This is a genomic window from Arthrobacter sp. efr-133-R2A-120 (genome assembly GCF_030209835.1).
Taxonomy (GTDB): Bacteria; Actinomycetota; Actinomycetes; order Actinomycetales; family Micrococcaceae; genus Arthrobacter.
In genome coordinates this window covers 1-17,050 of the sequence record NZ_JARVRF010000059.1, presented here as the reverse complement: position 1 = coordinate 17,050, position 17,050 = coordinate 1, and the positions used below count along the sequence as shown (strand labels likewise).

The following is a 17,050-nucleotide window of genomic DNA, read 5'->3' as shown; positions in this document are numbered from 1 at the left end:
CCGGCTCAACGAATGGCGCGCAACCCTTTTGGTCAAGGAAACAGCCTGCCTGTCCGCCGAGAACCGCTGCGCGGTGGATGAGGAACTCGCCGCCGACACCGGAACCTTCGACGGCGCCGGAGACCGGACGATCATCTCCATCGCCCGGGCCGCGGCCTACCGTCGGGACCCCCGCTCGGTCACGCAACGCGCCAGCCACGCCGCCACCGAACGGCACGTGAGCCTGCGCCCGGCACCGGACACCATGACCTACCTGACCGCGCTGGTTCCCGTCGCCCAGGGCGTGGCCGTGCATGCGGCCCTGTCCCGGCACGCCGACACCCTCCGCAATACAGGGGACACACGCACCCGGGGCCAGATCATGGCCGACGCCTTGGTCGAACGCACCACCGGCACCCCCGGTGGCATCAGCGGGGTGGACATCCAGCTCGTCATGACCGACCGCACGCTCTTCCAGGGCGACAGCGAACCAGCCCGCCTCACCGGCTACGGCATCGTCCCGGCAGGTTGGGCAAGGGAACTGCTCTCAGCCGGCGAGTCTGAGGGCAGTCGAGAACTCAAGCTCTGGCTCCGGCGCCTCTACACCGCCCCCGGGACCGGGGACCTCGTCGCGGCCGATTCCCGGGCCCGGCTCTTCCCCGCCGGCTTGCGGCGCTTCATCCAAGCCCGTGACGACACCTGCCGGACACCATACTGCGACGCGCCCATCAGGCACTTTGACCATGTCGTTGCGTGGCAGGCCGGAGGACCCACCAGCCAGGCCAACGGGGCTGGGCTGTGCGAATCGTGCAACTACACCAAGGAACGCCGCGGCTGGACAGCCCGAACACGCCCCGGGACACGGCATGTCGTCGAAATCCGCACCCCCACAGGACACCACTACCAATCAACAGCCCCGCCCCTGCCTGGAACCGACCCACCGATACGGCGCCACCGCATTCCAGACACCATCGGCGCAAACTACGCCACCAAGCCAAGGCGCTGAAATACGCCCATCTCACGGAACTCCAGGCCGCCTGAATCGCGAAAGGGTACCCCCTCACCGCACGACCCGCAGGGTGCGCACCTCGAATGGCCGCAGGCGCAGCTCGCCACCGAGGCGCGCCTCGTCAAGGGCGTCCTCGATGAGGCTCACCTCACGCACCTCGCGGTGCGGGAAGTCGACCGACAGCTCGCCGTTCGTGCGACGACCAAGCGACTCGTAGACGCGCACGATAAGGTCGCCCGAGCCATCGTCGGCGAGCTTCACGCCGGAAACGACGATCCCTTCGCCCTGCACCGAAACCAGTGGCGCGACGTCGTGACCGCCGCGGACTACGGTACCCGGAGCGTTCAGCTCGATGCCCGCGCGGGTGGCCTCGGCAGGACCAGCACCGATCACCATGCCGATCGTGATGACGTGCCGTCCGTGGTCGGCCTCGGGGTCAGGGAAGCGCGGTGCCCGAAGCAGCGAGAGCCGCACGGTGGTCGTCACGGAATCGTCCGCCACTTCGCGGGAGGTGTCGTAGCCGTAGATCGAGTCGTTCACCAGGGCGACGCCGAAGTCGGCCTCGCGCACCAGCACGAAGCGGTGCATCGACGTCTCGAACTTCGCCGCCTCCCAGCTCGTGTTCGTGTGCGTGACGCGCGACTGATAGCCGAACTGGGTCTCGGCCTCAGAGTGTGCCGCCTGCACGTCGAGCGGGAACGCGAGCTTGAGCAGCTTCTCGGTCTCGTTCCAGTCGATGTCGTTGACGATATGCAACGTCCGCGAGCCGGGCGCCAGGGTGATCGTCTGGGTGATGGTCGACTTGGAGAACGTGCGATCGATGACCACCTCTGCGCCTGCCTCGGTCAGCCGGGAGCAGATGCTGGTGACATCGCGCAGCTCGGTGACGCTGTTGCGGTAATAGCGGTCAATATCCCAGGCGTCCCACATGTTCGGGAAGTCCTGGTGCAGCTGCAGCAAGTTCGCCGCGCGACCATCGGCGACGGCGTCGCGCCCAGTCCCGAGGTCGACCGCAGAGACGATGAGTCCCTCGTCGGAGATGCGCACACGCACGAGCGCATTCTCCAGCACGATGCCCTCGCCTGAATCGTCTAGCGTGACCCGGTCATCCGAGGCGACGGCCAAGGTGGCGCCGAGCGGCAGCGGACCGGCGACCGACGTCGGCGAGAACACGAGCTCCCGGTCTCCCTCGCCGGCGAGCGAGCGGCGCGCGGCATCCGAGATCGCCCGAGCCCTGTCGATCACGTCTTCGAGGACGGCCACCGCCTCGCGGTGCACCCAGGCGATGGACGTACCGGGAAGGATGTCGTGGAACTCGTGCAGCAGCACCTGCTGCCACAGGTGCTCGAGTTCAGCCTGCGGGTACGCGGTCCCCGTACGGACTGCATCCGTCGCCGCCCACAGCTCGGCCTCGATGAGTGCGTGCTCAGCCCGGCGGTGACGCGACTTGGTGCCGTGCTGGCTGGTGAGGGTGCCGCGGTGCAGCTCGAGGTACAGCTCGCCAACCCAGACGGCCGGGTGCGGCAGCTCGGCCTTTGCGGCGTCGAAGAAAACGTCGGGGTGTTCCCAGACCACTTGGGCGCTTCCCTCAAGGTTCTGCAAGCGTCGGGCGCGGCCCGTCATCTCGCGGGTGGTGCCGCCCCCGCCGTCGCCCCAGCCCACGGGCGCGATCGACCGGGAGCTGACCCGGTTCTCTTTGAACTGGCGCGACGCCTTGGCGACCTCCATCCCGCTCAGCTGCGAGTTGTAAGTGTCCATCGACGGGAAGTGCGTGAACATCTGCGAGGCATCGATGCCCTCCCACAGGAACGTGTGGTGCGGGAAGACGTTCTGCTGGTTCCAGGAGATCTTCTGCGTGAAGAACCACTCGAAGCCGGCGCGGCGCATGAGCTGCGGCAGCGCGGGCGAGTAGCCGAAACTGTCGGGCAACCAGACGCCCTTCGAGCGGAAACCGAACTCCCGTTCGAAGAACCGCTGACCGTGCGAGAACTGCCGCACCAGCGACTCACCCGTCGGCATCACCGTATCGGACTCGACCCACATGCCGCCGAGAGGCAGGAAGCGACCCTCGGCCACAGCGGCCTTCACCCGTTCGAACACCTCGGGGCGGTGCTCCTTGAGCCACGCGTATTGCTGCGCGCTGGACATACCGAACTGGAACTCCGGCTGCTCTTCCAGCAGCGCCACCATCGAGGACGAGGTGCGGGCGACCTTGCGGATCGTCTCGCGCACGGGCCACAGCCAGGCCGAGTCGATGTGGGCGTGGCCGATGGCCGAGATGCGATGGGCGCTCGCCTCGGCGGGAGCCGCGAGCACGACGGCGAGCTTCGCGCGGGCGTCCGCAGCGGTCGCGGCGATGCGCTGGAGGTCGAGCGCATCGAGGGCATCATCCATGGCCTGCAGGATGCGCATGCGCCGCGGCGAGGTGTCCGGAAGTTCGGCCTGCAGCTCGAACAGCACGTCGAGGTCGAGGGAGAGCTCGAAGACTTCCTTCTCGAAAACGACGAGATCCATCCGTCGTGCGCGGTAGAGCGGCTCCGCAGACGAAGTGAGGATGTCGCCCTCGTGCGTCGGGAGGAACGGATGGTAGTCGAGCAGCACGGGGTTGGATGCCGCTTCGAGGTACAGCTCTACCGGCTCGTCGCCGTCGGCCGGCTCAGCGATCGGCACCCACTGATTGCGCGGGTTGATGCTCTTCACCGGGGTGCCGTCGGCACGATACACGAGTCCCTCGCATTGGAAGCCCGTCATGTTGACGTCGAACCCGAGGTCAACGACGGCTTCGACCGTGCGCCCTGCCCATTCGGCCGGCACGCGGCCGGTGAGCCGGAACCAGGTGGTGCCCCAGGCGGGACCCCATGGCGCTCCGACGCACCACGGCGCGTAGTCGAGCGCGAGCCCGTCAGCGGGGCTGATCGGCTCGCCGTCGAGCTCGTGGATCTCGACTGCCAGAGGCACGGATGCCGAGTGGATCGCCGGGAGGATGCGCTCCTCAAGGACGCGCTTGACGCGTCCGATGGTGAGCGAAGTGTCATCATGCATGGACTGTTCTCATCCCTTGACGCTTCCCTCCTCGACGCCCTTGAAGAACCACTTCTGCAAGACCGCGAAGAGCAGGATGATCGGCACGAGCGCGATCATCGTTCCCGCTGCGATCACGCGTGGATTCGCCGCGAAGTTGGAGCTGAGATATTGCATCCCGACGGTAAGCGTGTAGTTCGCGGGATCTGAAAGCACGACGAGCGGCCAGAGGAAGTCGTCCCACGCGCCGATGAACGCGAAGAGCGCGACGACCGAGACCATGCCCCGCACGTTCGGCCAGACGATGTGGCGCAGGCGCTGCATCGTGTTCGCGCCGTCGATGGTTGCAGCATCCAACGTGTCTGCCGGGATCATGCGGCACGCGGCCGTCATCAGCAGCACGTTGATCGCCCCGATCGCCCCGGGGAGGAACACACCCCAGAGCGTGTTCGCGAGCCCCAATGACTTCACCGTGAGGTATTGGCTGGTCAGGGTGACCTCGGCCGGGATCAGCAGCGTGGAGAAGAAGATCGCCAACACGACCCATTTGAAGCGGAACTTCATCGTGCCCAACGCGTAGCCGCCGAGTGTCGCGAACACGACGTTGGTGATCACTGTACCGACGCCGACGAGCAGGGAGTGCCAGGCATAGTCGACCACCGGAATCGTGCGGAACACCTCGGCGTAATTGTCGCGGGTGGGCGCCGCCGGGATCAGCGAGGGCGGGAAGTCGTAGATGTTCTCCGACGCCCCTTTGAGCGAGGTCGACATCTGCCAGACGAAGGGGAACACCATGAGCGCCAGCACACCGAGAAGCATCGCGTACTTGCCGATCAGGCCGCCGAGCGATGGCTTCATGATGTCCGCCGAACCGCGGGTGCGGTAGGGATTCTCCCGCGGTGGCTTCACCGTTGCGCTCGTCTGCGTCGCAGTCATCTCCGGGCCTCCTGAACCGTCGCCTCGCGCTTGATCTTCGCTGCCTTGACCGCGCGCCTGCTGGCCAACGCTTCGCGGATGGTGTCACCGTTGTTCGCGATCCCGACGATCAGCAGCGGAACGAGGGTTAGCAGGAACAGCACCAGCGAGATCGCGGACGCATAGCCGATCTGACCGTTCAGTCCCTTGCCCATCGACTGTATGAGCATCACCATGCTCATTGCCCGCCCGCCAGGTCCCCCCGAACCGTTGGAAAGCACGTAGAGCTCGGTGAACACGCGCGTCGCCCCCACGCACACGAGCACCGAGACGAGCATCATGGGTCCGCGCACTCCGGGGACGGTCACCGACCAGAATCGGCGCCAACGGCCGGCGCCGTCCATCGCCGCCGCCTCGTGCAGCTCGCGGCCGACGTTCCCGAGGGCCGCCAGGTAGACGACCATGTAGTAGCCGAGCCCCTTCCATACCGTCAACCCGATGGCACATCCGATCAGCAACCAGCGGTCGGAGAGGAATTCGACCGGGCGGTCGATGAGGCCGAAGAAGTTCAGTGCGGAGTTGATCGTGCCACTGCCTGAGAAGAGGAATTCCCAGACGATCGCGACGACCACGGCGGAGGCGATCACCGGGAAGTAGAACGTGGTGCGGAAGAACCCGATCGCGGGGACCTTGGTATGCACGAGCAGTGCGAGCAGCAGCGGGAGGAACGTCAGCAGCGGCACGCACACGACAACATAGATCAGCGAGGTGGTCAGCGCGTAGCCGAAGCGGTCGTCCTCGAGCATCTTGTCGAAGTTCGCGAAGCCGACGAACTCCGCGGGACGAAGGGGGCGGGCATCCGTGAACGCGAGTGCGATCGTGTTCAGGAATGGCCAGAGCGCGAACACGGCCATCCAGATCACACCAGGCAGCACCAGCAGGTACGGTGTGTACCAGCGCTGTAGTCTCATGGCGAACGCCCCCTTCATCTCGTCGTCGCCGGCTCAGCCGGCGACGTTCTGCTTCGCGTACTCGACGGCCTTATCCAGTGCAGCCTGGGCAGAGATTTCCCCCTTGACCGCGAGGGCGATCTGCTGTTTGGCATACGTCTCCATCGCCTCGGTGAACTTCGGGGCGCCCACCATCCGGGCCTTATTCATTTGCGAAGCGGCCAGGTCGGTGGCGACGCCCTGCATCTTGTTCTTCGCCGTCTCGGTGAAAGCGGCGGGGTCTTCGTTGGCGGCCCTTGTTCCAGGGAAGAATCCGGGGGCGAGCTTGACGAACGCGATCTGGTTCTTCGTGTTCGTGAGGAACTCTGCGAAGGCAAGCGCCGTGGCGGAGTTCTTCGACTTCGCCGAAACGCTGATGCCCTGCACGAACAGCGGCGGGTTGCCGAAGCCGTTGGTCGCCTCGACGCTGGGCAGGATCGACGGCGCATTCACGGAGACGTCCTTGTCGATGTAGTTCGGACCCGAGGTGGTCCAGGCTACGGTGCCCTTGTTGAAGTTGTTGACGTTGGCATTCGCGGTTCCGGCGTTCTGCAACGCCTCGGGCGTGATCGCCCCCGCCTTGTAGAGCTCGGCGTAGCTTTGGATGATCGCCGCGGCCTCGGGGGTGTTGAAGACGAACTTGCCGTCCTTGTAGACGTCGAGCTTCCCGCCCCGGTCGGACACCATGATTTGCAGCGACTTGGGGCTGGGCACATCCGAGATCGTCTGCACGCCGGCTGCCGCGAGCTTGGCCGCGGCGTCCAAGGTCGCGGCGTGCGTCTTCGGCGGCGCGGTCACTCCGCCTTTGGCGAGCAGGTCCTTGTTCCAGTAGTTCAGCTCGGTGCCCAGGTACCAAGGGAATCCGAACGAGCCATCGATGCCGTCGAACTTGTACGCTCCGACTCCGCCGTCGACGTAGTCGCCAAGGATCTTCGAGTCCTTCTTCAAGTCGACAAGTTGCCCAGCCGAAGCGAGGGAGTACGCGTACTCCGGCGGAAGGTTGACCACGTCCGGGAGTTCACCGGACCCGGCCTGCTGCAGGATCTTGTCCTCGTAGCCATCGCCGGGCTGGTCAATCCACTTGACCGTGACGCCCGGGTGCTCCTTCTCGAACGCCTTGACGACGCCCTCGAAGTAGGGGGTGAATTTGTCGTTTTTCAGCGACCAGGTCTGGAACGAGATGTTCCCACTGATCTTTCCGTCGCCAGCGGAAGCTCCGGAAGCGCTGGATGAGGAGGTTCCGCCGGTGCAGGCGGTGAGGGCGAGTGCTGTGGCCACCGCGATGCCTGCGGCGACAGTCGTGCGGATCTTCATGGACGTTCTCCTTCGAGGGGTCCAGGCTGCTACGCCTTGGAATGTATCGCGGTCACAACCTGCTACTAAAGCGATATAGTTGCCATAGCTTGCCACACAGAACGTCGAATAGTCCAGTGCCGGCAAACACCGGCCGGACGTTTATTCCGAGGAAAGGACCGCGATGCCCCGCTCCGTCGCCCCGCTGCGCTTCGGCGCTAACTACACCCCGTCATCAGAGTGGATGCACGCGTGGATGTCGCTGGATCTCGACGAGGTGCGCCGGGATTTCGCCTCGCTGGCAGCGATCGGCCTCGACCATGTGCGGATCTTCCCGCTGTGGACGCTGCTCCAGCCCAACCGCACGCTGATCCGCGGGAAGGCCGTGGACGACGTCCGCGCCGTGGTTGACGTGGCGGCGGAATTCGGACTGGATGTCAGCGTCGACGTCATCCAAGGGCACCTGTCGAGCTTCGACTTCATCCCTTCCTGGCTGTTCACCTGGCACGACAAGAACATGTTCACGCACCCCGATGCGCTCAGCGGACAGGCCGAGCTGGTTACCCGTCTCGGCGTGCGGCTCGGCGATGCCGCCAACTTCCTCGGCTTCACCCTCGGCAATGAGACCAACCAGTTCTCCGCCCCGAGCCACCCATCCCCCTGGCCGGTCACCGAGGCCGAGGCCGCGAACTGGATCACGACGCTCCTGGATGCCGCGCACACTTCCGCCCCTGCGCAGCAGCATGTGCACAGCGAGTACGACGCCGCGTGGTACATGGACGGGCACGGCTTCACGCCCGCCCTCGCCTCCCGCCTCGGCGATATGACCACCGTGCATTCGTGGATCTTCAACGGCACGGCGCAGCAGTATGGCGGCCGCTCCGTGGCATCCGACCGCCACGCCGAGTACATGATCGAACTCGCCCGCGGGTTCGCCACCGACCCTGGCCGTGCTATCTGGCTGCAAGAAGTCGGCGCCCCATCGAACTGCCTGACTCCTGCGCAGGCCCCGGGCTTCCTGGGGGCTACGCTGCGCTCCGTAGCGCGTACCGAGAACCTCTGGGGCGTCACGTGGTGGTGCTCGCACGACGTAAGCCGCGGCCTCGCGGACTTCCCCGAGCTGGAGTACACGCTCGGCCTCGTCGACCAAAACGGCGCGGCGAAGCCGATCGGACGCCGCTTCGCCGAACTCATCCCGGAGCTTCGCAAGCGGCAGCCCGCCCCCGCACGCACCCTCGGTATCGTCGTCGAGGTCGACGAGAACGCGACGCCGGTCAGCCGCGGCGCGATGAGTCCGGGCGGAGCGATCTTCCAGGCCTGGGTGGACGCCTGCACAACAGGCGCTGACCCGGCCATCGTCACGTCGATCGACGCCGCGAAGCCCGAGGTTCTCGCCGCGCGCGGCATCACCGAGCTCATCCGCCCCGCAGTCAGCCGGACCGCTTACGCCTCCCGGAACACCGTGGTCTGAGCAGCTACCCCACCTGCCGTCGCAGGCACTGACGTCAACGCGGGACGGCGGTGCTCTCTCGGACGGTGAGCTGCGGCATGGCGCCGATGCGGTCAGCCAGCACGTCCGGGGCGTCGATCTGCTCGAGCAGGAACTTTGCCGCCTCCGCTCCGAGCCCGAACGTATCGCGGGTGATGCAGGTGATCGAGGGGTGCACGAGGCCCGCGACGACCGAGTCATCGAAGGAGGCGACCGAGAGATCCTTCGGCACCGGCACCCCCATCTCCTGTGCGACGCGCAGGCCGGCGATCGCCATCACGTCGTTATCGAAGACCACGGCCGTTGGCCGCTCCAGCCGACTCAGGAGGCGGCGCATGGCAGTGGATGCCGCGGCTGGCGAGAAGTCGGTGGCGATCACCTCTCCGCGCACCCCGCGTTCGCCGAGGCCGGCGAGCACCTCAGTGCGCAGGCGCGTGTGTTGGAACTCCGCAGGACCTGCGACGTAGGCGATCGAACGATGACCGAGGGCGCCGAGATAGTCGAAGAGAGAGTGCGCCACCTGACTGTCGTCGAGCCAAATCGTCGCCGGGTGGCCCTCGGGGGACGCATGGCTGCCGAGAACGACCGCGGGGAGGGCGAGATCGCGCAGGACGGGGAGGCGCGGGTCGTCGTCACGAGGATCGATGACGATGACCCCATCGACCTGCTTGGCGCTGTGCCAGCGGCGGTAGGTGGCCACTTCCTCCTCGACCGAGGAGACGAGCACCATCTGCATCGCAATGCGTTTCCCCGCAAGGGCCGACTGGACGCCGGCAATAAGGTCGGTGAAGAACGCCTCGGCACCGAGGGTGCCTGCCGAGCGGTTGACGGCGAAGCCGATGACCCCGGCGTGCGAGCCCACGAGCGCCCGCGCCGCCGAGTTCGGAAGCCATTGGCTCTCCTCGGCGATGTCGAGGATCCGCTGTCGCGTCTGCGCACTGACGCCCGGCCGTCCGTTCAGCGCGAAGGACACCGCCCCGGGAGACACCCCGGCGAGCCGGGCGATGTCCGTGATGGTCACACGCTTCGCTTTGTTCATGCTTCAACTGTAGCGATACAGGGTCATCCCAAAACTTTTTCTGTGCATGGCAGCCTCCACCTGCTACCGTTTTACTAAATCGCTATAGTTGCACCCCATCCCGGTATCTTCACGGGGATTTTGAAGATGCCTCTTCGAAGAAGAGAGAGCAATGAGACGAACAACAGCATTCGGTGCAGGGTTACTACTCGCCGGGCTCGCCGCCTTCGGCCCGCAGTCTGCGGTGGCCGCTGAGACCCCCAAGGCATCAGTGGGGAACACCACGCACTGCGAGGCCGAGCCCCTCACGATGGCGTACTACCGGACCTGGCGCGACGTCACCGTGCCGCATAACGCCAACTCAGACTTGCCCGACCCGAACGTCACGCGCATGAGCGACCTCCCTCCGGAGATCGATGTGGCGATGGTCTTCGACGCCGGCGCCACGGCCAACACCGACTATTGGGCCACCCTGCGCGACACCTATGTGCCCGCATTGCACGCGCAAGGCGCGAAGGTGGTCTACACCCTGTGGATCGAGCGGCTCGCCGAGGCTGACATCCCGCTGACCGAGGACGCGTACCGCGCCTACGCGCAGAAACTCGTCGACACTTACGTCACCCCGTACGGCCTCGACGGGATCGACATCGACGTCGAGTCCTATCCGCAGGGCGACAACCTCACCCGCGCGATCGGAGTGTTCAACGCCCTCGGCAAACTGATTGGCCCGAAGTCCGGCACCGACAAGCTCTTTATCTTCGACACCAACCAGGACGGCAACACCCCGCTGTTCAAGGCCGTGCACCAGAACGTCTCCTTCGTGCTCCTGCAGGCCTACGGCCGCGGCACTTGGGGGATGCAGGGGACATGGAACACATTCGCGGACAAGATCGCCTCGTGCCAGTTCTTGCCCGGCTTCTCCTTCCCCGAGGAGAAGGATCCGACGCGCTGGGGTGACGCCGAAGGCATCTACGATCCCGCCACGGCACCGCGGAGCACGGCGTACCAGTACGCGACCTGGCAGCCCGAGAGCGGCTCCCCGAAGGGCGGGTTCTTCGCATACGCTGTGGACCGCGACGGAAAGGCCTGGGGCGATAACACCATCACGCCCACCGCGTTCTCTTGGATGAAGAACCTGTCCGCAGTGCAGGACAAGGCCGCCGGCGTCGTGCCGAAGGGCACCTGGTCGCTGGCGGTGGCGTCCACTCCGGCGCACGGGAGCGAGGTGGGTCCGGGTGACACGGTCTCGTGGACGGTGTCGGCGACCGCCGGATCCGTCGACGTGGCAGGCGCGGCCGTGGCCGTGGACCTCAGGGACCTCGTTGACGACGCGACCATCGAAGGCCTCACGGCGTCGACCGGTACCACCGAGGAATATAGCGGGGTCACGGTGTGGAAGACGGATCTGCCCGCCGGTAAGAGCGCGACCCTGACGGTTTCGGCGCGGATCAACGCTACCAGTCCTGAATCCAAGGCGGTGTCGGCGGCTGCCGAGGCGCCTGGCTCCTCACCTGTTCCGGGCCGGCTCTCAGTGGCGGTCGCCGGCTTCGCGCCGCGCGCCGAGCTGACGGCCTGCGCTAGCTGCACGGGCATTTCCCTCACGGTGGCGGATTCCGGGCCGACGCCGACCCCGACCCCGACGGCCACGCCCACCCCGACGGCAACCGGGACCGCCACCCCGACGGCCACCGGGACCGCCACCCCGACGGCGACCGAGACCCCGGTGCCGACCGGGACCGCCACCGCGGGCGCGGGCGGTGGGTCTCCCCTTGCGTTCACGGGCGGGTTTAATCCGCTCTCCTGGCTGGGCCTGGGCGGACTGCTCGCTGCTATCGGCGCGGCCTTGGCTGTGTGGCACCGGAGGACCTGATGCGGCAGATACCCGCGGTTCGTCTGGTTCACTACGCAGACAAAGCCACCGCTTCTTCGCACGAAACTTTGTCCTATTCCGCCTGGATCATCAATGAATCAGGGGAAGAGCTGTCCGAAGTCACGCTCGTTCTGAGGTCCTTCACCAACGCGGGCATGGAGGATTTGCAGTACGCGACCGGCCCGTCCATCTTGAGCATCGGCCCCATGCCAGCAGGGGCGGAGACCGAGCTGGTCTTCACATATGTCGTCACCGAAAACGACCAATGCCATGCAGGGGAACTCATCAGCGCCATGGCTGTCCAAGCAGTGACCGCCTCCGGAACGAAACTCTGGGACGAACACGACGCCATCACACCGTTGGCTTGCCCAGAGAGCATCGTGCACCCCTTAGGTACACGAACCAGTCTCCCTACCCCTTGAAGACCGGTGCCCGCTTTTCTTGGAACGCCCGGAAGCCTTCGGCGTAGTCCTCGGTCTTGCAGAGCCGCGCCTGTTCCTTGTTCTCCTCGGACATGGAAGCCCACAGGCCAAGGCGCTGATCCCGGATATCGGCCACCAATTGCTTGCTCGCAAGGAAAGCTCCGGTCGCGCCCGCCGCCACTCGCTCAACGATGGCCCGGGTGCCAGGCAGCAAATCGTCGTCAAGCATGACCCGGCTGAACATTCCCAGCGCCACGGCCTCGGCACCGCTGATCAGGTCCGCGGTGTAAATGAGGTCCAAGGTCCGGTGCATGCCCAGGCGTTCCGTGAAGTACCAGTGCCCGCCCGAGTCCAGGGTGGCGCCCAGCTTGGCGAACGGCGAACCGAACTTGGCGTTCTCCGCCACGTACACCACGTCGGTCGCCAGCAACAGGCCGAGCCCGACGCCGAGGCACGCGCCGTGCGCTGCCGCGAACGTCGGGGCAGGGAAGGCCGCCATCTTCTTGAGCAGCGGCTCCACGAGCCCGTTCAAGTATGCCTTCGCGTCGTCGCTCTCCGGCGTCACGCCAGCAATGTCGCGTCCCGCGCAAAAGGCGCGGCCCTCTCCGCGGAGGAGCAGCGCCCGCACCATCCCGCGGGAGGCGGCGGCAGCGGCGTCGTCGTACGCCCTATCCAGTTCCGCGAGCGCTGCCTCGTCAAGCGAGTTCAGCTTTTCCGGGGCGTTGAGGACAATTTCGGCGATGCCGTTGGCGATGGAGAGCTCGATCATTCGTTTATTCCTTAGACGTCGAAATCGACCGTGACGGATTCACTGGTGGGGTGGGCTTGGCACGTGAGCACGTAGCCCTTGTCCAGTTCATCCTGCTCCAGGGCGTAGTTCTCGTCCATGCTGACCGTGCCGGTGACCAGTTTGGCGCGGCACGTGCCGCACACGCCACCGGCGCACGCGAACGGAACGTCCGGGCGGACGCGCAAAGCCGCGTTGAGGATGGATTCCCGTGCGTGGGTGGGGCTGGCGACATCGCCGGTCAAACCATCCAGCTTGAAGGTGATCTTGTACGTGTCCTGCGACTCGTCCTCCACAACGGGCCGGCCGGCGTTGCCCTCGGGGCGGTCCGGGCGGCCGGTGGTGAACAGCTCGAAGCGGACGTGCTCGGGCTCCACGCCACGGGCAGCGAGGGTGTCCCGGCACAGCTGGACCAGCTCGAACGGACCGCACAGGAACCATTCGTCCACATCCTGCGCGTGGATGGCGGTGCCCAGCAGCTGCTGGAGCTTCTCGGCGTCGATACGTCCCGTCATGAGCGGCGCGATACGCTGCTCGCGCGACAACACATGGTGCAGTGCCAGTCGCGACGGGTACTTGTCCTTCAAGTCTGCCAATTCCTCAAGGAACATGACGTCCATCGCGGCCTTGTTGGCGTAGATCAGGTCGAAGCGGGTCTCGGGGTTGGCGGCCAGCAGGGTGCGGGCGATAGCGATCACGGGGGTGATGCCCGAGCCGGCGGCGATGGCCACGAAAGAACCGGCGTCGCCGAACTCCCCTGCCATGTTCTCCGGATTGTTCATGGAGTTCATGACGTTCTGCTGGACGGTCTTGCCGTCCTTGCCATGCTTGGAGATGAACGCGCCCATGGGGCTCATGACGTCCAGGGTGTCGCCGGCCTTCAGTTCCGCATTCGCCCACGTGGAGAAGATGCCGCCCAGGTCCTTCTTGATGGCCACGCGGATCTCGCTGCTGCCGTCCGCGAAGCTGCGCGGCTCTGCGCAGATGGAGTAGCTGCGGCGGACCTCGTGCGGCTCACCGCTCTCATCAGGAAGGGTGGTCCGCAGGGCCACGTACTGGCCGGGAAGGTAGTCGTACTGGCCGGCGAGCTCTGCCGGAACATCGAACGTGACCTCGATGGCGTCTTCAGTCAGGCGGCGGACTTCCGAAACGCTGAGGGAATGGAAGGACGCACGACGGCGGCCGGTGGCCTGCGCTTGTTCGGCTGCGGTTTGGCGGACAACGGGCATGTCGAATTCCTTACAGGACTTTGAAGTAGTCGAACGGTTCCTTGCAGTCCTGGCAGACGAAAAGCGCCTTGCAGGACGTGGAACCAAAGCGGGTGAGTTCCTTGGTGTTCAGCGACGAACACTGGGGGCATTTCACTGCGAGGCTGAGGCGCACTTTGCCGGCATGTCCACCGGCGGCGGCACGTCCGCTGGGCGGTGCGATGCCGTATTCCTGCAGCTTGGCCTTGCCGTGCTCGGTCATCCAGTCCGTGGTCCACGCCGGGGCTAGGACCAGTTCGACGTAGACGCTTGGGTAGCCGGCTTCCGTGAACGCGGTCTTGAGGTCGTCGCGGATCGCGTCCATCGCGGGGCAGCCCGAGTACGTCGGCGTAATGGTGACCTGGACCGCGGGGACCAGCCCGCCGTCGTCGAACAGCTGGACGTTGCGGAGAATCCCCAGATCCTCAATGGTGAGGACGGGAATCTCGGGGTCGCAGACGGTGGCCGCAATCCCCCAGGCCTTCTGTTCGGCGGTTTGCTTGGCTCTTGCACTGGTGTCCTGAACGAACATGTCCACCGTCACCAGCTTGCACCGGGATGTTCGCGGGCAAGCACCTGCATCTCGGCGAGCAGGTAACCCAAGTGCTCGGAATGCTTGCCTTGACGGCCGCCACCCAAGGATTGCGGGATGCGTTCGAGGTTCAGTTCCCCTCCCGAAGCGGCGTCGAGGCCGGCTTCGCTCAGGATTTCGCCCGTGAGCTGGTCGAAGTCGGCGCGGAGGCTCGAGGGTTGCACGCCTGCTCCGCTTTCAGCGAGGCGGGCCGTGAGCTCGTCGTCTTCGAAGAGTTCTTCCACGTACGGCCAGACGAGCTTGAAAGCCTGGACGATACGACGGCGGGACTCTTCCGTGCCGCCGGCAAGCCTGAGGACCCATTGTGCGCTGTGGTCGCGGTGGTAGTCGACCTCTTTGAGTGCCTTCGCCGCGATGGCCGCGATGGTTTTGTCGCTCGAGCCAGTTAGCCGTTTGTAGAGCTCGAACTGGTAGTAGCTCACGATGAACTGCCGGGCGATGGTGACGGCGAAGTCCCCGTTCGGCTGCTCGAACAGGTGGGCGGAACGGAACTCGTGCTCCCGGCGGAAGTACGCAAGATCGTCCTCGGACTTGTCCCAGGCCGCACCCGCATAGGTGAGGAAGGAACGGGCGTGGCCGAGCTGGTCGAGCGCGATGTTGCCCAGGGCGACGTCTTCTTCAAGCTCCGGGGCGCGGGAAATCCAGTGGCCCAGGCGCTGGGCGAGGATCAGGCCGTCGTCGCCGATGCGCAGGGCGTATTCCGCGACGTCGTTTGTGGGCTTGACTTGTCCCTTGCGGACCTCAAGGGCGATGTCCTCCGGGCGCAGGGCGTTCCCGGGAGTGATGCGCGTGGCGCTTGCGGAACCGTCGCCGGAAGCACCCGCACCTTTGACGCCGACGGAGATATCGCCGTGGCCCTCGATGGCGAAGTCTGGGTTGTTTGTCTTTTGTTCGTTTGCGGGCGTGGTCACAGGTGCTTCACGCCTTCGCTCTTGGTGTAGTACGTCGCGTGGCGGTAGTCCTTGCCCTGCGGGGATTCGAAGAAGGAACCCTTGGAATCCGGGTCGCTCGAGGAAATAGCATCGGCCGGGACCACCCAGATGGACACGCCTTCGTTGCGGCGGGTGTACAGGTCACGGGCGTTGCGCAGCGCCATCGCCGCGTCAGGTGCGTGCAAGGATCCGGCGTGGACGTGGGAGAGGCCGCGGCTGGAGCGGACGAAGACTTCCCAGAGGCTCCAGGGGGTCTCGTGGGGTTCGTTGGCTTGGTTCGCCTTTGGCGTGGCTGGGGTGGTCATGCTGCGTATTCCTTCTCGGCTTGCTTGCGGGCGTACTCGGCGGCCGCTTCGCGGACCCAGGCGCCGTCGTCGTGCGCTTCACGGCGGCGCTCAAGCCGCTGCGCGTTGCAGGGACCCTTCCCGGCGAGAACGTCTTTGAACTCGTTCCAGTCCAGGGGGCCGTGCTCCCATTTCTTGGTTTCTTCGTTGAAACGGATGTCCTTGTCCGGGAGCGTGAGGCCCAGGACCTTGACCTGCTCCACCATCATGCCGACGAAGCGGCTGCGGAGCTCATCGTTGCTGAACCGCTTGATGTTCCAGGCCATGGACTGCTTGGAGTTGGGTGAATCGTCGTCGGGCGGGCCGAACATCATCAGCGCCGGCGCGTACCAGCGGTTGACGGCATCCTGGGCCATCGCCTTCTGGGCGGGCGTGCCATTGGACAGTTCAAGGAGGATCTCGAAACCCTGGCGCTGGTGGAACGACTCTTCCTTACAGATGCGCACCATTGCACGTCCGTAGGGGCCGTAGGAAGCGCGGCACAGGGGAACCTGGTTGCAGATCGCGGCACCGTCCACCAGCCAGCCGATCGCTCCCATGTCCGCCCAGGAAATCGCGGGGTAGTTGAAGATGGACGAGTAACGGGCCTTGCCTGCGATCAAGTCGCTGGTCATCTTGTCCCTGCTCTGGCCGAGGGTTTCCGCGGCTGAGTAGAGGTACAAGCCGTGGCCTGCCTCGTCCTGCACCTTGGCCATGAGGATGGCCTTGCGCTTGAGGCTCGGAGCCCTGGTGATCCAGTTGGCTTCCGGCTGCATGCCGATGATCTCCGAGTGCGCGTGCTGCGAGATCTGGCGGAGCAGGGTCTTGCGGTAGGCCTCCGGCATCCAGTCGCGGGGTTCGATGCGCGAGTCCTCGGAAATGATGCGGTCAAAGTACGCCTGACCGGCCTGCTCCCGCTCAAGCTCTTCGGGGGACAGCTCAGCGGGCACAGACTGCAGATTCTGCGATGCCATGGTTGCTCCTAAATATTTACCGACCGTTCGTTCAGAATATGCGGAAGGCGCGAGATGCGTCAAGCGTTCGGGTTGGTTGGGTCTCGGGCAGCCGTCGAGCGGCGACGCTCGCTCACATCTATGGCCAGGCGGCCCGACGCTCGCTCACATATATGGCCATACGGCCGCACGCTCGCTCACATGATCTGAG

The 17,050-nt window shown here is 65.6% G+C and carries 15 protein-coding genes; 4 read left to right on the top strand and 11 right to left on the bottom strand.

Going from position 1 to position 17,050, the window contains the following annotated elements; translation table 11 throughout:
- The coding region (locus QRN52_RS20840; protein ID WP_284755506.1) for an HNH endonuclease at window positions 1-985 on the top strand (985 nt) is incomplete at its 5' end.
- A 54-nt stretch (window positions 986-1,039) separates the two neighbouring features.
- On the opposite strand, the gene QRN52_RS20835 is transcribed toward QRN52_RS20840, so the two are convergent.
- From QRN52_RS20835 to QRN52_RS20820, 4 genes are read right to left on the bottom strand one after another with little or no spacing between them, the layout of a single operon-like run.
- Entirely contained in the window at window positions 1,040-4,030 is a 2,991-nt protein-coding gene (locus tag QRN52_RS20835; RefSeq protein ID WP_284755505.1) for an alpha-mannosidase, read from the bottom strand.
- A gap of 9 nt (window positions 4,031-4,039) precedes the next feature.
- On the bottom strand, window positions 4,040-4,945 hold the full coding sequence (locus QRN52_RS20830) for a carbohydrate ABC transporter permease (RefSeq protein WP_284755504.1): 906 nt from the start codon (window positions 4,943-4,945) through the stop codon (window positions 4,040-4,042).
- A complete protein-coding gene (locus tag QRN52_RS20825) occupies window positions 4,942-5,895 on the bottom strand; it encodes a carbohydrate ABC transporter permease (protein WP_284755503.1) in 954 nt (317 codons plus the stop codon). Before QRN52_RS20825 ends, QRN52_RS20830 begins: the two co-directional genes overlap by 4 nt.
- Window positions 5,896-5,928: 33 nt before the next feature.
- Window positions 5,929-7,227, bottom strand: a complete 1,299-nt coding sequence (locus QRN52_RS20820) for an extracellular solute-binding protein (RefSeq protein WP_284755502.1) — start codon at window positions 7,225-7,227, stop codon at window positions 5,929-5,931.
- Between the two features lie 163 nt (window positions 7,228-7,390).
- On the opposite strand from QRN52_RS20820, the gene QRN52_RS20815 reads away from it, so the two are divergent.
- Window positions 7,391-8,677, top strand: a complete 1,287-nt coding sequence (locus QRN52_RS20815) for a glycoside hydrolase 5 family protein (RefSeq protein ID WP_284755501.1) — start codon at window positions 7,391-7,393, stop codon at window positions 8,675-8,677.
- A gap of 34 nt (window positions 8,678-8,711) precedes the next feature.
- On the opposite strand, the gene QRN52_RS20810 is transcribed toward QRN52_RS20815, so the two are convergent.
- Window positions 8,712-9,734, bottom strand: coding sequence for a LacI family DNA-binding transcriptional regulator (locus QRN52_RS20810; RefSeq protein ID WP_284755499.1), 1,023 nt, complete (start codon window positions 9,732-9,734; stop codon window positions 8,712-8,714).
- 151 nt (window positions 9,735-9,885) lie between these two features.
- Between QRN52_RS20810 and QRN52_RS20805 the strand changes: the two genes are divergently transcribed.
- Both QRN52_RS20805 and QRN52_RS20800 read left to right on the top strand, forming a co-directional pair.
- Window positions 9,886-11,583, top strand: a complete 1,698-nt coding sequence (locus QRN52_RS20805; protein WP_284755498.1) for an EndoS/ChiA family endoglycosidase — start codon at window positions 9,886-9,888, stop codon at window positions 11,581-11,583.
- On the top strand, window positions 11,583-12,005 hold the full coding sequence (locus QRN52_RS20800; RefSeq protein ID WP_284755497.1) for a hypothetical protein: 423 nt from the start codon (window positions 11,583-11,585) through the stop codon (window positions 12,003-12,005). Before QRN52_RS20805 ends, QRN52_RS20800 begins: the two co-directional genes overlap by 1 nt.
- Here the strand turns inward: QRN52_RS20800 and QRN52_RS20795 are convergent.
- The 6 genes from QRN52_RS20795 to paaA are packed head-to-tail and all read right to left on the bottom strand — an operon-like array spanning window position 11,995 to window position 16,860.
- Entirely contained in the window at window positions 11,995-12,774 is a 780-nt protein-coding gene (locus tag QRN52_RS20795) for an enoyl-CoA hydratase/isomerase family protein (RefSeq protein WP_284755496.1), read from the bottom strand. The two genes, QRN52_RS20800 and QRN52_RS20795, sit on opposite strands and share 11 nt — an antisense overlap.
- A gap of 11 nt (window positions 12,775-12,785) precedes the next feature.
- A complete protein-coding gene (paaE, locus tag QRN52_RS20790; protein ID WP_284755494.1) occupies window positions 12,786-14,021 on the bottom strand; it encodes a 1,2-phenylacetyl-CoA epoxidase subunit PaaE in 1,236 nt (411 codons plus the stop codon).
- Window positions 14,022-14,031: 10 nt separating this feature from the next.
- Entirely contained in the window at window positions 14,032-14,571 is a 540-nt protein-coding gene (gene paaD, locus QRN52_RS20785; RefSeq protein ID WP_284755507.1) for a 1,2-phenylacetyl-CoA epoxidase subunit PaaD, read from the bottom strand.
- A gap of 8 nt (window positions 14,572-14,579) precedes the next feature.
- Entirely contained in the window at window positions 14,580-15,542 is a 963-nt protein-coding gene (gene paaC / locus QRN52_RS20780; protein WP_284755493.1) for a 1,2-phenylacetyl-CoA epoxidase subunit PaaC, read from the bottom strand.
- Window positions 15,539-15,868, bottom strand: a complete 330-nt coding sequence (gene paaB, locus QRN52_RS20775) for a 1,2-phenylacetyl-CoA epoxidase subunit PaaB (RefSeq protein ID WP_284755492.1) — start codon at window positions 15,866-15,868, stop codon at window positions 15,539-15,541. The genes paaC and paaB overlap by 4 nt, the downstream gene beginning before the upstream one ends.
- On the bottom strand, window positions 15,865-16,860 hold the full coding sequence (gene paaA, locus QRN52_RS20770) for a 1,2-phenylacetyl-CoA epoxidase subunit PaaA (protein WP_284755490.1): 996 nt from the start codon (window positions 16,858-16,860) through the stop codon (window positions 15,865-15,867). The genes paaB and paaA overlap by 4 nt, the downstream gene beginning before the upstream one ends.
- Window positions 16,861-17,050: the final 190 nt, after the last annotated feature.